Origin of the sequence: Kineobactrum salinum (assembly GCF_010669285.1) — a bacterium.
GTDB classification, from domain to species: domain Bacteria; phylum Pseudomonadota; class Gammaproteobacteria; order Pseudomonadales; family Halieaceae; genus Kineobactrum; species Kineobactrum salinum.
Genome location: NZ_CP048711.1, coordinates 2,038,713 through 2,053,151 on the forward strand (window position 1 = coordinate 2,038,713; position 14,439 = coordinate 2,053,151).

Consider the following 14,439-nt stretch of genomic DNA (forward strand, 5'->3'; position numbering starts at 1 on the left):
TGTGGCTGGGCCGGGGCGGCGCTGGTGCCTGGCCCGGCGGAGGTCAAGGCGGCATTATCCAGTACCCGGCCGGGATTCACAATTGGCTTGCCAGCTGTCAGTATCCGATCACATGTGCCTGATCATATTTGCGTGGGACCCACAGTCCGACACTCCCCTGGTGGTCGCCGCCAATCGCGACGAGTTCCACGCCCGTCCCACTGCAGCCGCCACGTTCTGGCCGCAGTACCCGTGGCTGCTGGCAGGCCGGGATCTGAGCCAGGGCGGTACGTGGATGGGCTTCACCCGTGACGGCCGCTTTGCCGCGATCACCAATTACCGCGACCCCGGCCGCACGGCCCCGGGGAGGCGTTCGCGGGGCGAGCTGCCGCTGGACTATCTGACCGGCGATACCTCCCCGCGGGATTATCTGCGAGAGGTCGCCGGCCACGCTGACGATTACGCCGGCTTCAATATCCTGGCGGGCCGCGACGACGGCCTGTGGTGCTACGGCAATAGCGGGCCGGAAGCACAGCCTGGAAAACTGGCAGCGGGCATCTACGGCCTCAGCAATGCCAGGCTGGATACGCCCTGGCCCAAGGTGACGCTGGGCAAGCTGCGGCTGCGGCAACTGCTGGAGTCGGCCGCCCCCTGCCACGAGGCGCTGCAACAGGTCGTCGCAGACACCCGCCCCGCCACGCCCGAGGAGCTGCATCCACTGGGTCTGGACCAGGCCATGGCCCCGCAGCTTTCGGCCCAGTTCATCCGCACCCGGGACTATGGCACCCGTTCCACCACAACCCTGCGGGTCCGCCGCGACAGCAAGGTCGTGGATACCGCCACGGTTTCCTGGCGCGAGCTGAGTTTCGACGATAGGGGCCAACTGCAGGGCAGTGAACAGCGGGACTTCAGTTGCCGGTGGCGTTTTCAGGCCACCGGTATGTGAACGAACTGCTCCAGGCCGGACTCCTGCATCAGCCGGTGCAGGCGCGCCTGAACCTCAACCGCGCTCTCCAGCAGCATCACCTCCTCCAGCACCGCAGTCGCCTGGGCCAGGGTAATATTGCGCAGGGATTTCTTGACCCGGGGAAGGCTGGTGGCATTCATGGACAATACCTGATAACCCATGGCCATCAGCAGCACTGCCGCCAGTGGATCTCCCGCCAGTTCGCCACAGATACTGACCGGCTTGCCCTCCGCCCGGCCCGCCTCCGCAACGCAGCACAAGGCCTGCAGTACAGCCGGGTGAAAGGCGTGGTACAGATCCGCGACCCGCGAATTGTTGCGATCCACTGCCAGCAGGTACTGGGTCAGGTCATTGCTGCCGACCGACAGAAAGTCCGTACGCCGGGCCAGGACCCGGGCCTGGTAGACCGCTGCCGGCACCTCCACCATCACGCCGATGGGCGGCAGGGCCAGATCCATGCCCTCCTGCACCAGTTCGCGATGCCCACGCTGAATCAGCTGTATCGCCTCGTCCAGCTCGGGCACATTGCTGATCATCGGCAACATGATGCGCAGGTTGTCCAGGCCTTCACTGGCCTTGAGCATGGCCCGTACCTGGCCCAGGAAAATCTCCGGGTGATCCAGGGTCACGCGAATGCCGCGCCAGCCCAGGAACGGGTTGTCCTCATTGATCGGAAAGTAGGGCAGTGCCTTGTCACCGCCGATATCCAGCGTGCGCATGGTCACCGGCCGCGGGGCAAAGGCTTCCAGTTGCTCGCGGTAGATCTGGCGCTGCTCCTCTTCACTGGGAAAGCGCTCACGCAGCAGGAAAGGTACCTCGGTACGGTACAGACCCACACCTTCCGCGCCCTGCTCCAGCGAACGGGTCACATCGGCCATCAGGCCGGTGTTCACCCATAGCGGCATGCGGTGACCATCCAGGGTTTCACTGGGCAGGTCGCGCAGGGATTCCAGATCGCGGGACAGGGCGTGATCCTGATCCACCAGTTGCTGCACCCGGGCCCGGACCTCCGGCAGCGGGTTGAGGTGTACGATGCCGTTGTAGCCATCCACCACCAGCTCCCGATCCTGCAGCCGGGTATAGGGCAGATCCACCGCACCCATCACCGTGGGCAGCCCCATCGCGCGAGCGAGAATCGCGACATGGGAGTTGCCCGAGCCACGCACCGAGATCAATCCGACCAGGCGGTCGCGCGGCACTTCTCCCAGCACGGATGCGGTCAACTCCTCGCTCACCAGGATGGTATGGGGCGGGTAGAGCTTGGGCTCGCTCCTGGCCGCGTCCTGCAGATAGGCGAGAACCCGCGTACCGAGATCCTTGACGTCGACCGCGCGCTCTCTCAGATAGCTGTGCTCCATCCGCTCGAAATGGCGGATGTGCTCTATCATGACCTGACTCAGCGCGCCCTGCGCCCATTCACCGGACTTGATCAGACCGGCCACTTCGCCACCAATCGCGGAGTCGTCCAGTATGCCCAGATAGACATCGAACAGGGCGTGATCCTCGGGACTCATCTGCCCGCGCAGGTTGTCGGACACTGTCTGGATATCATTGCGCACCGCCGCCAGCGCCGTGCGGAAGGCGCGCAGTTCCTGGCGCCGGTTGGCGACAGTCTTGCGCGGCACAACGTACAAATCCGCCACCGGCGATACCACTACCGCGGTGCCGATCGCGATGCCCGGCGCCCCGGGGATGCCGGTTATCCGCGTGGGCTCGCGGGCGCCGCCCAGCAACTCCTCCTGCACCGCACCCGTCACCCGGGCGTGGGCGATCACCCCGGCCAGCTGGGCCGACATGGTCACCAAAAAGGCCTCTTCGCTCTCGTCGAAGCGACGCCGCTGCGCCTGCTGCACCACCAGCACCCCCAACACATCGCGCTGATGAATAATGGGGACCCCGAGAAAGGCATTGAAAAGCTCTTCGCCCAGACCTTCGAGCAGCTGGAAGCTGGGATGGGTCTCGGCATTCTCCAGATTGAGCGGCTCCTCGCGCTCCGCCACCAGGCCCACCAGGCCTTCTCCCGGCGCCAGACTGGCCATGCCTATCTGCGCCGGATTGAGACCTTCCGTGGCGCGAAATACCAGCCGCCCGGAGGTCTGATCGCGCATATAGACGCTACAGACCTCGGTGCCCATCGCGTCGCGGACCCGCCTGACAATGATCTCCAGGGCCTCGTTAAGCCCTTCAGCAGAATTGACCTCCTGCACGATATTGCGCAGGGTCTCCAGCATCATCGCGGCCATGCGGCGGTATCCTCGATTACCCTGCCCAGCGGTGGGGCCAGCTCTTTGAGTGCGCGGCGATAGACTTCGCGCTTGAAGGCCACCACCTGATCCAGCGGATACCAGTAACTGACCCACTGCCAGTGGTCGAATTCCGGCTTGCCGCTGAGGTCCAACCGCACCGCCTCGTCCGTAGCCAGCATGCGCAGCAGAAACCATTTTTGCTTCTGCCCAATGCACAACGGGTTTTCGCCCCTGCGCAGAAAACGGCGCGGCAACCGGTAGCGCAACCAGCCCCGGGTGGCGGCAACGATGTCTACAGCTTCGGCGGTCAGACCCACCTCCTCTTCCAGCTCCCGGAACAGTGCCTGCTCGACAGACTCCCCGGGGTTGATACCACCCTGGGGGAACTGCCAGGCATCCCGGCCACCGATACGGCGCGCCCACAGCAGCTGGCCCGTATCATTGGCCAGGATGATGCCGACATTCGACCTGAAACCCTCTGCGTCGATCACCTGGATACTACCTGCTTTATTAGGCGGGGTATTGTTCCACATTTTACAGTCGCTGAGAAATTTACTCCCGCCGGCCCGCGGGCTATGCTGGCCGGCTCTGTACGGAGGTGCCATGACCCTTGCCATTTTTGACCTGGACAACACCCTGATCGGCGGCGACAGCGACCACCTGTGGGGCTGTTTCGCCTCTGAGCAGGGCCTGGTCGACAGCAGCAGTTTCGCCCAGCAGAACGATCGCTTCTATCGCGACTACCAGAGCGGCGAGCTGGATATCGACGCCTATCTGCGCTTTGCACTGAGTCCGCTGCGAGGCCGCTCCGTGGCGGAAATGGCGGCGCTCCACCAGCGCTTCATGGAGGAAAAAATAGTGCCAGTCATGCTGCCCAGAGCGGCGGCACTGGTGGACAGTCACCGCCGTCAGGGCCATACCCTGCTGGTGATTTCCGCCACCAATCACTTTGTTACCCGGCCCATCGTCGACGCCCTGGGTATTGCCGAGCTGCTGGCCTGCGAGGCCGAGATCGTGAACGGCTGCTACACCGGTGAACCCAGCGGCATCCCATCCTACCGCGAGGGCAAGGTACTGCGTCTGCAAGCCTGGCTGGCCCTGCATCGCTTGCCGCTGGAAGGTACCTGGTTCTACAGCGATTCCCATAGCGACCTGCCGCTGCTGGAACTGGTGGACTATCCCGTGGCAGTGGATCCCGATCCACGGCTGGCAGCCCGCGCCCGCAACGCCGGCTGGCCGGTTATATCGCTACGGGATTGAGTTTGCGGGCAAATACCGATTTCAGGTACTCGGTTTCGGGGATCATCGGGTGCACCGGGTGATCGGGCCCCTGGCCACCCTGCTCAAGCACCCGCAGCTCACAACCACTGCGGCGGGCAGCGCCCTGCAGCAGCAACAGCAGATCGGCCCGCGCCAGATGCATGGAGCAGGACGCTGACACCAGCACACCTCCCGGCTCCAGCACATTCAGCGCCAGTTCGTTGATGCGCTGGTAGGCCTTGAGCCCCTTCTTGGCGTCCTTGCGGCGCTGGATAAAGGCCGGCGGATCCAGGATCACCAGGTCGAATGATTTCCCCTGCCGGTGCAGTTCCTTCAGTGCTTCTGCCGCCGGTGCCTGCAATACCGATACCCGGTCCTGCAAGCCGTTGGCGCGGGCGTTGGCGGCCACCCCCTCCAGCGCGCGGGCGGAACTGTCCACACAGCAGACCTCCCTCGCTCCGAACGCAGCGGCCTGCACCCCCCAGCCACCGATATAACTGTAAACGTCCAGCACGCGCTTGCCCGCCGCATAATCACCGAGCCGGGCGCGGGCCATGCGGTGGTCAAAAAACCAGCCCGTCTTCTGCCCCTCGAACACCGGCGCCAGGAAGGCGACGCCATTTTCCCGCAGCGGTACCTCGGCGGGCACTTCGCCATGGACCACGGCGATCCGGTCGTCCAGCCCCTGTTCCCGTCGGCTGCGACTGTCGGCGCGCAGCAGGATGCCCCGCGGCTGCAGCAGCTCCACCAGAGCCGTCACGATCACGGCCTCATAGCGTTCGATACCGGCGGTGTGGAACTGCAGCACCAGATAGTCGCCAAAACGGTCCACCACCAGCCCCGGAATGCCGTCGCTATCTCCGTATATCAGCCGGTAGCAGGACCCCGGCAACAGCGCCTCGCGGCTCAGCAGCGCCTGTTTCAGCAACGGCAGCAGCCACGGGACGTCCAGTGCCTGTGTCCGGTCCGGCGCGTACAGGCGCGCGCAAATAAGATTCTGCGGTTCCATGTACGCGGAGCCCAGCGCACGGCCATCGGCGTGGCGCACCAGCACCGGGTCGCCGGCGCTGAACCGTCCTAGAGGACTACGCTGGGTGTCGACCTCATTGGAGTAGACCCACAGGTGGCCGGCGCCCAGCCGGCGGCCGGCTCCGGGCCGCAGAAACAGATCGGCGGAGGGATCGTTCACGCGAAGCCCACCGGGCCGTGGCCGCCGGCCTCAGGCTTCTTCACAATGCTCGGCGTAATCCCCGGCGTCCAACAGCTTGTCCAGCTCGGCGGTATCCTCCGGTTGCAGCCGGTAGAACCAGCCGTCGTTGTAGGGGTCGGCATTGACCGTTTCGGGGGCATCCGCCAGCAAATCGTTGATCGCAATCACTTCGCCACTGATCGGCGCGTAAATATCGGAGGCCGCCTTGACCGACTCCACCACACCCGCCTCATCGCCGGCAGCCAATTGGGCGCCAGGCTCGGGAAGTTCCACAAAAACGACATCACCGAGGGCTTCCTGGGCGTGATCGGTAATGCCTATCGTTACCGTACCGTCCTCCTCCAGACGGGCCCACTCGTGGCTGCTGGCATATTTCAATTCGCTAGGGGTATGACTCATGACGATTCCTCTCATTCGGATTCCGGGCACGGACCAATGCTGTCGGTGCCGCACATTCTAACCGCCGAACAATGAAACACAACGCTGTTACCCGTCCGCAGGCAGGCAAGCCTCAGTCCGCCAGCCCCATTGCCCGCTGCATCAGCATCCGCTTTACCGGTGCTGCCCGCTCGACACCCCGCATGCCGGCATTGCGCAGCCAGCGGACCGACAGCGCGCGCTGCTCGAACAGGCGCTTGAAGCCTTCCATCGCGGCCATCATCAGCAGGTTGTCGCTCTTGCGCCGGCGCTGGTAGCGCTGCAGCACCTCAATCCGTCCGGGACTCATTCCCCGCTGCCCGGCCCGTATGACTTCCTGCGCCAGTACCGCGACGTCCTGCAAACCCAGATTGATACCCTGGCCGGCCAGCGGGTGGATAGTGTGGGCGGCATCGGCGATCAGGGCGACGCCGGTTTGAACATAATCCACTGCATGGCGCTGGCGCAGGGCAAACGCAAAGCGTCGGGAACAACCGGTAACTGCACCCAGCCGGTGCTCGAAGGCTGCCCCCAGCGCCTCGCAGAAGGCGGCATCCGGCAATTCCATCAGCGGGCCGAGACCGTCCGACTGCAGCGACCAGACAATCGAGCAATAGTGCCCCTGCGCCCCCGGCAACGGCAGGAACGCCAGTGGGCCCGTAGGCAAAAACCGCTGCCAGGCGGTGGCGGCATGATCGTGCTCCAGCCGCACCGTGGCGACGATGGCATGCTGGCCATAGTCCCATTCACGGGTGCGGAAACCCATTAGCTGGCGCACCCGCGACTCGCCCCCGTCTGCCGCCACCAGCAGCGATGCCTCCAGCACGAGTCCCGAGTCCAGTGTGACCTGCGTACCGCTGGCGACCCGCTCACAGCTGTGCAGGCGCTCCGGTGCCAGCAGCCGCACATCCGCACAACGCTGCAGCGGGCGCAGCAGGGACTGCAGCAGGGCGCGATTTTCCACGATATGCCCCAGCGCCCCGGTGGCCAACTCGCGGCAATCGAAATCGATCCTGCCGGTGCCGTCGGCATCCCAAACGGTCATATGCCGATAGGCGCAATGGCGGTAGCCGGCCACCCCCGACCAGGCACCCCAGCCCTGCAGCAGAGCCTGTGACTGTGGATTCAGCGCCACTACCCTGGGATCGAAATGCGGCAGGCCGATGTCCTCCGGCAGGGTCTCTTCTGCCAGCGCCCGGGCCTCCACCACTGCCAGCGACAGGCCCTGGCCTGAGAGCGCCAGCGCCAGCGCACTGCCGGCGATACCGCCACCGACGATCACGACGTCGTAGCGTTGCGTCTCAGCCACCCCAACCTCCCAATGCCGCAAGTCCCGCCGCCTGCCGGACGAAGCGGCGCTTCAATGGTGTGGCCCAGTCCAGCCCGGACAGCGCGAGATCCCGGGCCAGCCCCAGCAGTGGATCTGCATGCATGAACAGCGCGGGCAGCTGATCGCTGAAGCTGATGGTGCGTTGCTGATCCCGGTGCTGGCGCCGGCGGTAGCGCTGCAGCACAGCCAGTTCGCCCAGGCCCTCTCCGGCCGCGGCGGCAGCGGCGAGTACCGACCCAAGGGCGGCAATGTCGCGCAGCGCCAGGTTGAAACCCTGGCCCGCCACCGGATGCAGGGCATGGGCGGCATTGCCCATCACCACCACACCGGCCCGCACCTGCTCCTGGCACTGGTGCAGGGACAGCGGATAACAGTAGCGCGCCCCGGCCTGGCGCAGGCGGCCCAGGCGATAGCCGAAGCGCCGCTGCAGTATTCCGAGGAACTCCGTTTCTGTGGCCTCGGACAGGGCGGCTGCCTGCTGCGGCGGCAGGGTCCAGACCAGCGCGCTGCGGTGCTCCGCATCGGCAACCGGCAGCAGCGGCAGCAATGCCAGCGGTCCCTGGGAGGTGAAGCGCTCGAAGGCACAGCCGCAATGGGGTTCGGCAAAGGCCACATTGCAGGCCAGCGCATGCTGGTGGTAGGGCTTTTCGACGGCGCCAATACCCAAACCGGCGCGCAAGTCCGAGGCAGCCCCATCCGCCACCACCAACAGGGAGGTGCGCAAGCGGGCGGCAGCATCGCCCTCCAGTTGCAGCTCAACGGACCCCGCCTGCGGTGTTACCGCGACAACCCGCGCCGGGTTCAACAGCTCCACCCGGTCCTGCTGACGCAGTACCTGCAGCAGGGCCCGGCCCAGCCAGGGGTTTTCCACCACATGGCCCAGCGCCGACCAGCCGTGATCCCCGGCGCGTAGCAGGGCACTGCCAAAGCGGCCGCGATTGGAGACATGGATGCTGTCGATGGGGCACAGCCAGCGCTGCAGCACAGGCCATACACCGATCGTCCGGTAGATCAATTCCGAGCTGTAACTGAGGGCCGTGGAACGGGCATCGAAGGCGGGGTGGTAATCCGGCTGCGGAACTTCTGCGGAAGGCAATGGCAAACTTTCGACCAGGGTGATCCGCCGGTTATCCGGCAGGCTGTGCGCCAACTGCAGCGCCAGGCTGATGCCCACCATGCCGCCGCCGGCGATGACAATGTCGCGCTCCTTTGTGGCCATCAGCTTGCCATCAATGCCTCGATATCTTCGGGCTGGCGGGGAACAGCGTCCGTCAACAGGCGGCAGCCATCGGCAGTGACCACTGCGTCGTCCTCGATACGGATACCAATGCCCCGCCAGCGGGCGGCGACGCCGGTGTTGTCCGGAGCGATGTAGATACCCGGCTCGACAGTCAGCACCATGCCCGGCTCCAGTTCGCGCCATTCGCCTGCGACCCGGTAATCGCCCACATCATGCACATCCAGCCCCAGCCAGTGACCGGCCCGGTGCATGTAGAACTCGCGGTAGGCCTCGCTCGCAATCAGGTCGCTGACTTCACCGCGCAGCAGGCCGAGATCCCGCAGGCCACGGGTGATCACCTCCACCGTGGCTTCGTGCGGCGCGTTCCAGTGATTGCCCGGCCGTATCTCCGCTATTGCCGCTGCCTGCGCTGCCAGCACGATGTCATAGATCGCGCGCTGCTGGCGATTGAATCGGCCACTGACCGGAAAGGTGCGAGTCACGTCAGCGGCATAGCACTGATATTCGCAGCCCGCATCAATCAGGACCAGTTCACCGTCACGCAATGCCCGGGCGTTGTCGGTGTAGTGCAGGATACAACTGTTGGGACCACTGCCGACAATACTGGGATAGGCGGCAAAACGGGCACCGCCCTGGGCGAACTCGTGCAGCATCTCGGCTTCAAGCTGGTATTCATGGATGCCCGCCCGGGCGGCGCGCATCGCCCGCTGGTGAGCTCTGGCGGTGATTTCTCCCGCCCGCTGCAGCAGGCGCAACTCGGCGGCACTTTTTTTCAGCCGCAGATCGTGCAGCATATGGTCCAGGTCGGTGAATTCTCCGGGCGGCACTGCACCCGAGCTCTCCTTGCTGCGGATCTGGTTTACCCAGGCCATGATGCGGCGGTCAAACTCCGCGCTGCGCCCCATGGAATAATAGACGCGCTCCCGGCCCTCGATCAGCCCCGGCAGGATGTCATCGACGTCGCCGACCGGAAAGGCATCGTCCGCCCCATACTCCGCACAGGCGCCCTCGGGACCGGCGCGATAGCCGTGCCAGAGCTCCATCCGCTGGTCACGCTCGCGGCAGAACAGCACGAACTCCCCGTGCTTGCGCCCGGGGATCAGCACCAGTACGGCTTCCGGCTCGGGAAAGCCGCACAGATAGTGGAAGTCACTGTCCTGGCGGAATGGGTACTCTGTGTCGCGACTGCGCCGCTGCTCATTGGCCGAAGGCACTATCGCAATGCTGTTGGGCTCCATAAGCGCCATCAAGCGCTGGCGCCGGCGCGCAAATTCCGTTTTACTGATTTTCATTGGATCCCGGTCTGGTGTGGTAGCTGGCAAGGGTCAGCGGCAAGGTTAGCACAGGCCCTCGTGCTTCCTGAAGGAGCGAGCTTCATACTGACAGCTGGTGCCAATGGCACTTGCTTGAGGGCTTTGGGACTTCGTAGCCCGGTCGACATCCTGGGAGGGTGCTTTCGAGACACGCCGTAAACCCATCCGTGGGGGCTCGGTTGCAGCATCCATGCTGCAAACGGTCTCGAAAGCACCCTCCCAGGACGCCGACCTTCTACCGGAGCGAATTCTAGTGCAACGGACCGGATTTGCCGCGGGCGGCGCGCTGCCGGTCTTCCAGCCGGGCGCGGCTGTCCATGTAGACATTGAGCGCGGCGAAGCGCAGGTATTCCACCAGCTCGGCGTAGCTGTTTTCCGACTCCTCCTCGCTAACGTCAGCCTCATCCTCGGTGGCCTGGGCTATCACGGCGAAATCCCGCAGGGCTTCGGAACTGTCGCCGGGCAGGGTTTCGCCACCGGTGCCGGCGGCAGCCATGGTTCTGGCGTAGCCAGCGAGAAAACCGCGACACCAGTCCGCCAGCGCCTGGGCTCGCTGGGCCAGCTCCAGGCTGTCATCGGGCAACAGCGGAAAGAACTCAAAGTCGTCGTTCTCCAGCGCCGCGGCTGTGGCCGCAAACAGCCTGATCAGCAAATCGGCCAGCTCGCCGTGCAGGTCCAGTCCCAGCGCCTGGTTCACGCCATGGAGGCCCGCGTCGGCATCGTGTTCCGCCCCCGCAGCCAACAGGCCCACCAGGCAGCCGTGCACCTCGGCTGGCGACAGCGCCACGCCCTGCTCCAGCAGTTGATTGGCTATTTCATCAAAGGTGTAGAACTCTGGCTCGTCGAACAGACTATCGAACATGGATGGCTCCCCGTACTGCCGTGAACGCCGTGCGGGCCCGGCCGCGGCACAGTTCCACTGCTTGCTGTAAAAAGAATGGCAGGCTATTGATATATAAAAAGTTTTGCTCCATTGACCTGTATCCTGGCCAGCTCTATAGTAAGCTGTAATTTCACCAGACCCAAGTGAACCTCAATGGCAGACAGCTCCCTCCCTGCTCTGGAATCCAAAATTGACGAGCTGATCGGCCTGTGCCGGGAGCTGAATCAGGAAAACCAGCGCCTGAAGTCCGACTGTCTCAATTGGCAGCGGGAAAAGCAGGACCTGATCAGCAAGAATGAACTGGCCTGCTCCAAGGTGGAGGCCATGCTGGCACGTTTGAGGTCTATGGAGTGATGCCCGTGAGCCCGCCCAATACCGTTTCAGTACACATCCTTGACAAGGACTACCAGGTCTCCTGCCCGGAAGACCAGCAAGCTGAACTGATCGTCTCGGCCCGCTACCTGGACAAGCAGATGCGGGCCATTCGCGACAGCGGCAAGGTCATCGGCCTGGAGCGAATCGCGGTGATGGCGGCGTTGAATATAAGCCATCAACTGCTGCAGGCCTCCGAGCAAAACGGGGATGGCACCACGGCAGGCAATGCCGACCCCGGTGCGCTGCAGGGGCTGCAACGCAAGATCGATGATGCGCTCTACCAATTGCGGCAACTGGAAATTGGCTGATTCGGGCCAGCCCCGCACGAGTTTGTGTATAATGGCCGCTGGATTCCTGGCATACGCGCCAGGCAGACAGTCCTCGAGCCGATAAGTCTGTACCTGGAGGTTCCTCGTTACTGCTGGTGTGCACGTCCGGTCTGATCCGGAAAGCCTGATGCAGTGCAGGAACCCCCTCCTTGAACCATCGGGTTCAGGGCAACTCTGCCAACGCCATGCCGGGAATCCAACCTTTCATGACCAGCAAACCTGCCTGCAGACGCTTGCTGCGCAAGCGGCGCAATGATCTGTCAGCCCACTATCGCCAGTGGGCAGCCACTGCCGCTGCAGAGCATGTCTCCGCCCTCCCGGGTTGGGAGACAGTGCGCCGGGTGGCGGTGTACTGGGCCAATGACGGCGAACTCGATCCGGCCGGGATCATCTCCCACTGCCGGCAACATGAGCGCGAACTCTACCTGCCCCGGTTGACGGCCGATAAACAGCTGCTGTTTGGCCGCTGGCGAGCGGATCAGGACCTGTTACCCAACCACCTGGGCATTCCCGAGCCGGAGGACGACAAGCCGCTGATCGCCAGTGAGCTGGACGTTGTGTTTCTGCCGCTGGTGGGATGGCACCGGGATGGTACCCGGCTGGGAATGGGGGTGGCTACTATGACCGCAGCCTGGCTGTCGCCGGCCGACCCCTGTGTGTGGGCCTGGGCTATGATTGTCAGGAAATGGCGGCGCAGAACCGGGATGCCTGGGACGTGGCCATGGATTTCGTGATAACAGAAACCCGGCTGCACCGGTGCACCGGTGCAGCATCAGGAATGGGAATCGCTTAATTTCCGACGATAACCCCTGCCTGCAGTTCGGAGGCAGGCGCGGCCGCTGTGTCATTGGCGGCCATCGGCAGCAACAGCGTCACCAGCACCCCCACCCCGAAGGCGACCATCAGCACCAGTACAAAATCCGGCTTATTTTTCACACTCACTACTCTCGCAACTGTTCATCATCAACGTACCATCCAGTCAAACCACGCCAGACTGACGCAAACAGACCCCACTTCATAAACAGGCCGGACTCTTCTGGCCCCTGCCCGCACCCACCATTGCTTGTTGCAGTGGCTTTATTCCCTGATTTTTTTGGCATTATTTCACAAACATTTCGGAGTCTAGCCCACAAAGCCCCCAAAAGGAACCCCGAAATTGCCCGAAAGTGAGGAAATATCAGGGTTTGCCTGTGTCAAGCCCGTTCTGGGGACTGGCCCAGGTAAAGTTGGTAGGCGCGATTGGCGGTTTCCTCCCAGTAGGGATAGTTGATGGCGTCCAGCATCTCGCGAAATTGGCGGCGCTCCGAACGGGGCACCTGTATGCCTGCCAGGATGCGGCCATAGGCCGCCCCATGATTGCGATAGTGGAACATGGAGATGTTCCAGCGCTGGCCCAGGCCCGACAGGAATTTCAATAGCGCACCGGGGCGCTCGGGAAACTCCACCCGGTACACCACCTCGTTTTCCAGATCGGGGGGCGCGCGCCCGCCAACCATATAACGGATATGCAATTTGGCCATTTCATTGTCCGTCATGTCCTCGGTGGCGTAGCCCTGCCGCTGCAGGTCCGCCAGCAATTCCGCGAGATCACCGCCGCCCGGCACCACTGACAGTCCCAGGAAAACCAGCGCCTGGCCCGGGTCGGAATAGCGATAGTTGAACTCCGTGATATTGCGGCGCCCCAGGGCACCACAAAAGGCCCGGAAACTGCCCGGACGCTCTGGGATCGTGACACTGATGACGGCTTCCCGCTGCTCGCCGATCTCGGTGCGCTCCGAAATATAGCGCAAACGATCGAAATTGGTGTTGGCGCCGCTGACGATGGCCAGCAACTCCTGTTGCTGGACGCCGCTGTGTTCGACATATTTCTTCAAGCCTGCCAGCGCCAGCGCGCCGGCAGGCTCGGCGATAGCCCGGGTATCCTCGAAAATATCCTTGATGGCCGCGCAAATCTCGTCGGTGCCGGCGGTGATCACTTCGTCCACTGTATGCCGGATCACCCGGAAAGGCTCCTTGCCGATCTGGGCCACTGCGCAGCCATCTGCAAACAGGCCCACCTCGGGCAACACCGCCCGCCGCCCACGTTCCAGGGCCAGCTGCAGACAGGCCGCATCGGCGGGCTCCACGCCGATGATCCGGGTCTGGGGCCAGACATATTTCACATAGGCGGCGACCCCGGCCAGTAAGCCACCGCCGCCCACCGGCACGAAGATCGCGTCCAGCGGTCGCTGGTGCTGGCGCACGATTTCCATGCCCACGGTGCCCTGGCCGGCGATCACATCGGGATCGTCGAAGGGATGAACATAGACCATGGACTTTTCCGTCACCAGCTTTTGCGCGTACAGCGAAGCATCTTCGAAAGAATCCCCCTGCAGCACCACCTTCGCGCCGCGATTGCGCACCGCATCCACCTTGATGGCCGGCGTGGTCCGCGGCATCACGATGGTGGCCTTCACACCCATCCGCTGGGCGGCCATTGCCAGTCCCTGGGCGTGATTGCCGGCCGATGCAGCCACCACACCACAGGCCAGCTGTTCCGGCGTCAGCTTCTGCATTTTGTTATAGGCGCCGCGCAGCTTGAAGGAGAACACCGGCTGCAGGTCCTCGCGCTTCAGCCATACCTGGTTGCCCAGGCGCCGCGACATCAACATCGCCTCATCGACCGGTGTCTCGCGCGCGACATCGTAGACACGGGCATCGAGAATGCGTTTGATATAGGAATGGGGCATGACTGTCGCTACTGTGCTGGCCTGAATGAACCGGCCATGGTAATGGAGCCCGCCAACATTTGCAGCCCCGGCAGGATCAGGCATCGGAGTATTTTTTTGGCAGGCCGACCGCGGCATGCCGGCCAGATAATGATTCACCGGCCCGGCACCCTGCCCTATAC

At 63.8% G+C, this 14,439-nt stretch carries 14 protein-coding genes, 1 other RNA gene and 1 pseudogene; 6 read left to right on the forward strand and 10 right to left on the reverse strand.

Annotation, left to right across the window (positions count from 1 at the left end; translation table 11 throughout):
- Positions 1–112 precede the first annotated feature (112 nt).
- Positions 113–925, forward strand: a complete 813-nt coding sequence (locus G3T16_RS08740; RefSeq protein ID WP_163494720.1) for an NRDE family protein — start codon at positions 113–115, stop codon at positions 923–925.
- Here G3T16_RS08740 and ptsP read toward each other — a convergent pair.
- Both ptsP and G3T16_RS08750 read right to left on the reverse strand, forming a co-directional pair.
- Positions 907–3,177 carry a phosphoenolpyruvate--protein phosphotransferase gene (gene ptsP, locus G3T16_RS08745; RefSeq protein ID WP_163497031.1) on the reverse strand — a complete coding sequence of 757 codons (2,271 nt, stop codon included), beginning with the start codon at positions 3,175–3,177 and terminating at the stop codon, positions 907–909. The genes G3T16_RS08740 and ptsP overlap by 19 nt on opposite strands.
- Positions 3,177–3,683, reverse strand: a complete 507-nt coding sequence (locus G3T16_RS08750; RefSeq protein WP_197911974.1) for an RNA pyrophosphohydrolase — start codon at positions 3,681–3,683, stop codon at positions 3,177–3,179. The genes ptsP and G3T16_RS08750 overlap by 1 nt, the downstream gene beginning before the upstream one ends.
- A 112-nt stretch (positions 3,684–3,795) precedes the next feature.
- Between G3T16_RS08750 and G3T16_RS08755 the strand changes: the two genes are divergently transcribed.
- On the forward strand, positions 3,796–4,452 hold the full coding sequence (locus G3T16_RS08755) for a histidinol-phosphatase (RefSeq protein ID WP_163494722.1): 657 nt from the start codon (positions 3,796–3,798) through the stop codon (positions 4,450–4,452).
- Here G3T16_RS08755 and G3T16_RS08760 read toward each other — a convergent pair.
- The 6 genes from G3T16_RS08760 to G3T16_RS08785 form a co-directional block, all read right to left on the reverse strand.
- Positions 4,433–5,641, reverse strand: coding sequence for a class I SAM-dependent rRNA methyltransferase (locus G3T16_RS08760; RefSeq protein ID WP_163494723.1), 1,209 nt, complete (start codon positions 5,639–5,641; stop codon positions 4,433–4,435). The two genes, G3T16_RS08755 and G3T16_RS08760, sit on opposite strands and share 20 nt — an antisense overlap.
- A 30-nt stretch (positions 5,642–5,671) precedes the next feature.
- On the reverse strand, positions 5,672–6,061 hold the full coding sequence (gene gcvH, locus G3T16_RS08765; protein ID WP_163494725.1) for a glycine cleavage system protein GcvH: 390 nt from the start codon (positions 6,059–6,061) through the stop codon (positions 5,672–5,674).
- A 112-nt stretch (positions 6,062–6,173) separates the two neighbouring features.
- Positions 6,174–7,388 carry a UbiH/UbiF/VisC/COQ6 family ubiquinone biosynthesis hydroxylase gene (locus G3T16_RS08770; RefSeq protein ID WP_163494726.1) on the reverse strand — a complete coding sequence of 405 codons (1,215 nt, stop codon included), beginning with the start codon at positions 7,386–7,388 and terminating at the stop codon, positions 6,174–6,176.
- The gene (ubiH, locus tag G3T16_RS08775) at positions 7,381–8,628 is read right to left on the reverse strand and encodes a 2-octaprenyl-6-methoxyphenyl hydroxylase (RefSeq protein ID WP_163494728.1); all 1,248 of its coding nucleotides are present in this window, start codon (positions 8,626–8,628) and stop codon (positions 7,381–7,383) included. Before ubiH ends, G3T16_RS08770 begins: the two co-directional genes overlap by 8 nt.
- Positions 8,628–9,941 carry a Xaa-Pro aminopeptidase gene (gene pepP / locus G3T16_RS08780; protein WP_163494729.1) on the reverse strand — a complete coding sequence of 438 codons (1,314 nt, stop codon included), beginning with the start codon at positions 9,939–9,941 and terminating at the stop codon, positions 8,628–8,630. Before pepP ends, ubiH begins: the two co-directional genes overlap by 1 nt.
- A gap of 271 nt (positions 9,942–10,212) precedes the next feature.
- Entirely contained in the window at positions 10,213–10,824 is a 612-nt protein-coding gene (locus G3T16_RS08785; RefSeq protein WP_163494731.1) for a UPF0149 family protein, read from the reverse strand.
- 174 nt (positions 10,825–10,998) lie between these two features.
- Between G3T16_RS08785 and G3T16_RS08790 the strand changes: the two genes are divergently transcribed.
- The 4 genes and pseudogenes from G3T16_RS08790 (at position 10,999) to G3T16_RS08805 (ending at position 12,342) form a co-directional block, all read left to right on the forward strand.
- Positions 10,999–11,199, forward strand: coding sequence for a TIGR02449 family protein (locus G3T16_RS08790; RefSeq protein WP_163494732.1), 201 nt, complete (start codon positions 10,999–11,001; stop codon positions 11,197–11,199).
- The gene (locus G3T16_RS08795; RefSeq protein WP_163497032.1) at positions 11,199–11,528 is read left to right on the forward strand and encodes a cell division protein ZapA; all 330 of its coding nucleotides are present in this window, start codon (positions 11,199–11,201) and stop codon (positions 11,526–11,528) included. The genes G3T16_RS08790 and G3T16_RS08795 overlap by 1 nt, the downstream gene beginning before the upstream one ends.
- Before the next feature lie 40 nt (positions 11,529–11,568).
- A non-coding RNA gene (ssrS, locus tag G3T16_RS08800) (6S RNA) lies at positions 11,569–11,748 on the forward strand.
- Positions 11,749–11,755: 7 nt separating this feature from the next.
- Positions 11,756–12,342, forward strand: a pseudogene (locus tag G3T16_RS08805) (5-formyltetrahydrofolate cyclo-ligase).
- Here G3T16_RS08805 and G3T16_RS08810 read toward each other — a convergent pair.
- Both G3T16_RS08810 and ilvA read right to left on the reverse strand, forming a co-directional pair.
- Positions 12,339–12,485: a hypothetical protein gene (locus tag G3T16_RS08810; protein ID WP_163494735.1), complete on the reverse strand. Its 147-nt coding sequence runs from the start codon at positions 12,483–12,485 to the stop codon at positions 12,339–12,341. The pseudogene G3T16_RS08805 and the gene G3T16_RS08810 overlap by 4 nt on opposite strands.
- 257 nt (positions 12,486–12,742) lie before the next feature.
- Positions 12,743–14,278: a threonine ammonia-lyase, biosynthetic gene (gene ilvA / locus G3T16_RS08815; protein ID WP_163494737.1), complete on the reverse strand. Its 1,536-nt coding sequence runs from the start codon at positions 14,276–14,278 to the stop codon at positions 12,743–12,745.
- Positions 14,279–14,439 lie beyond the last annotated feature (161 nt).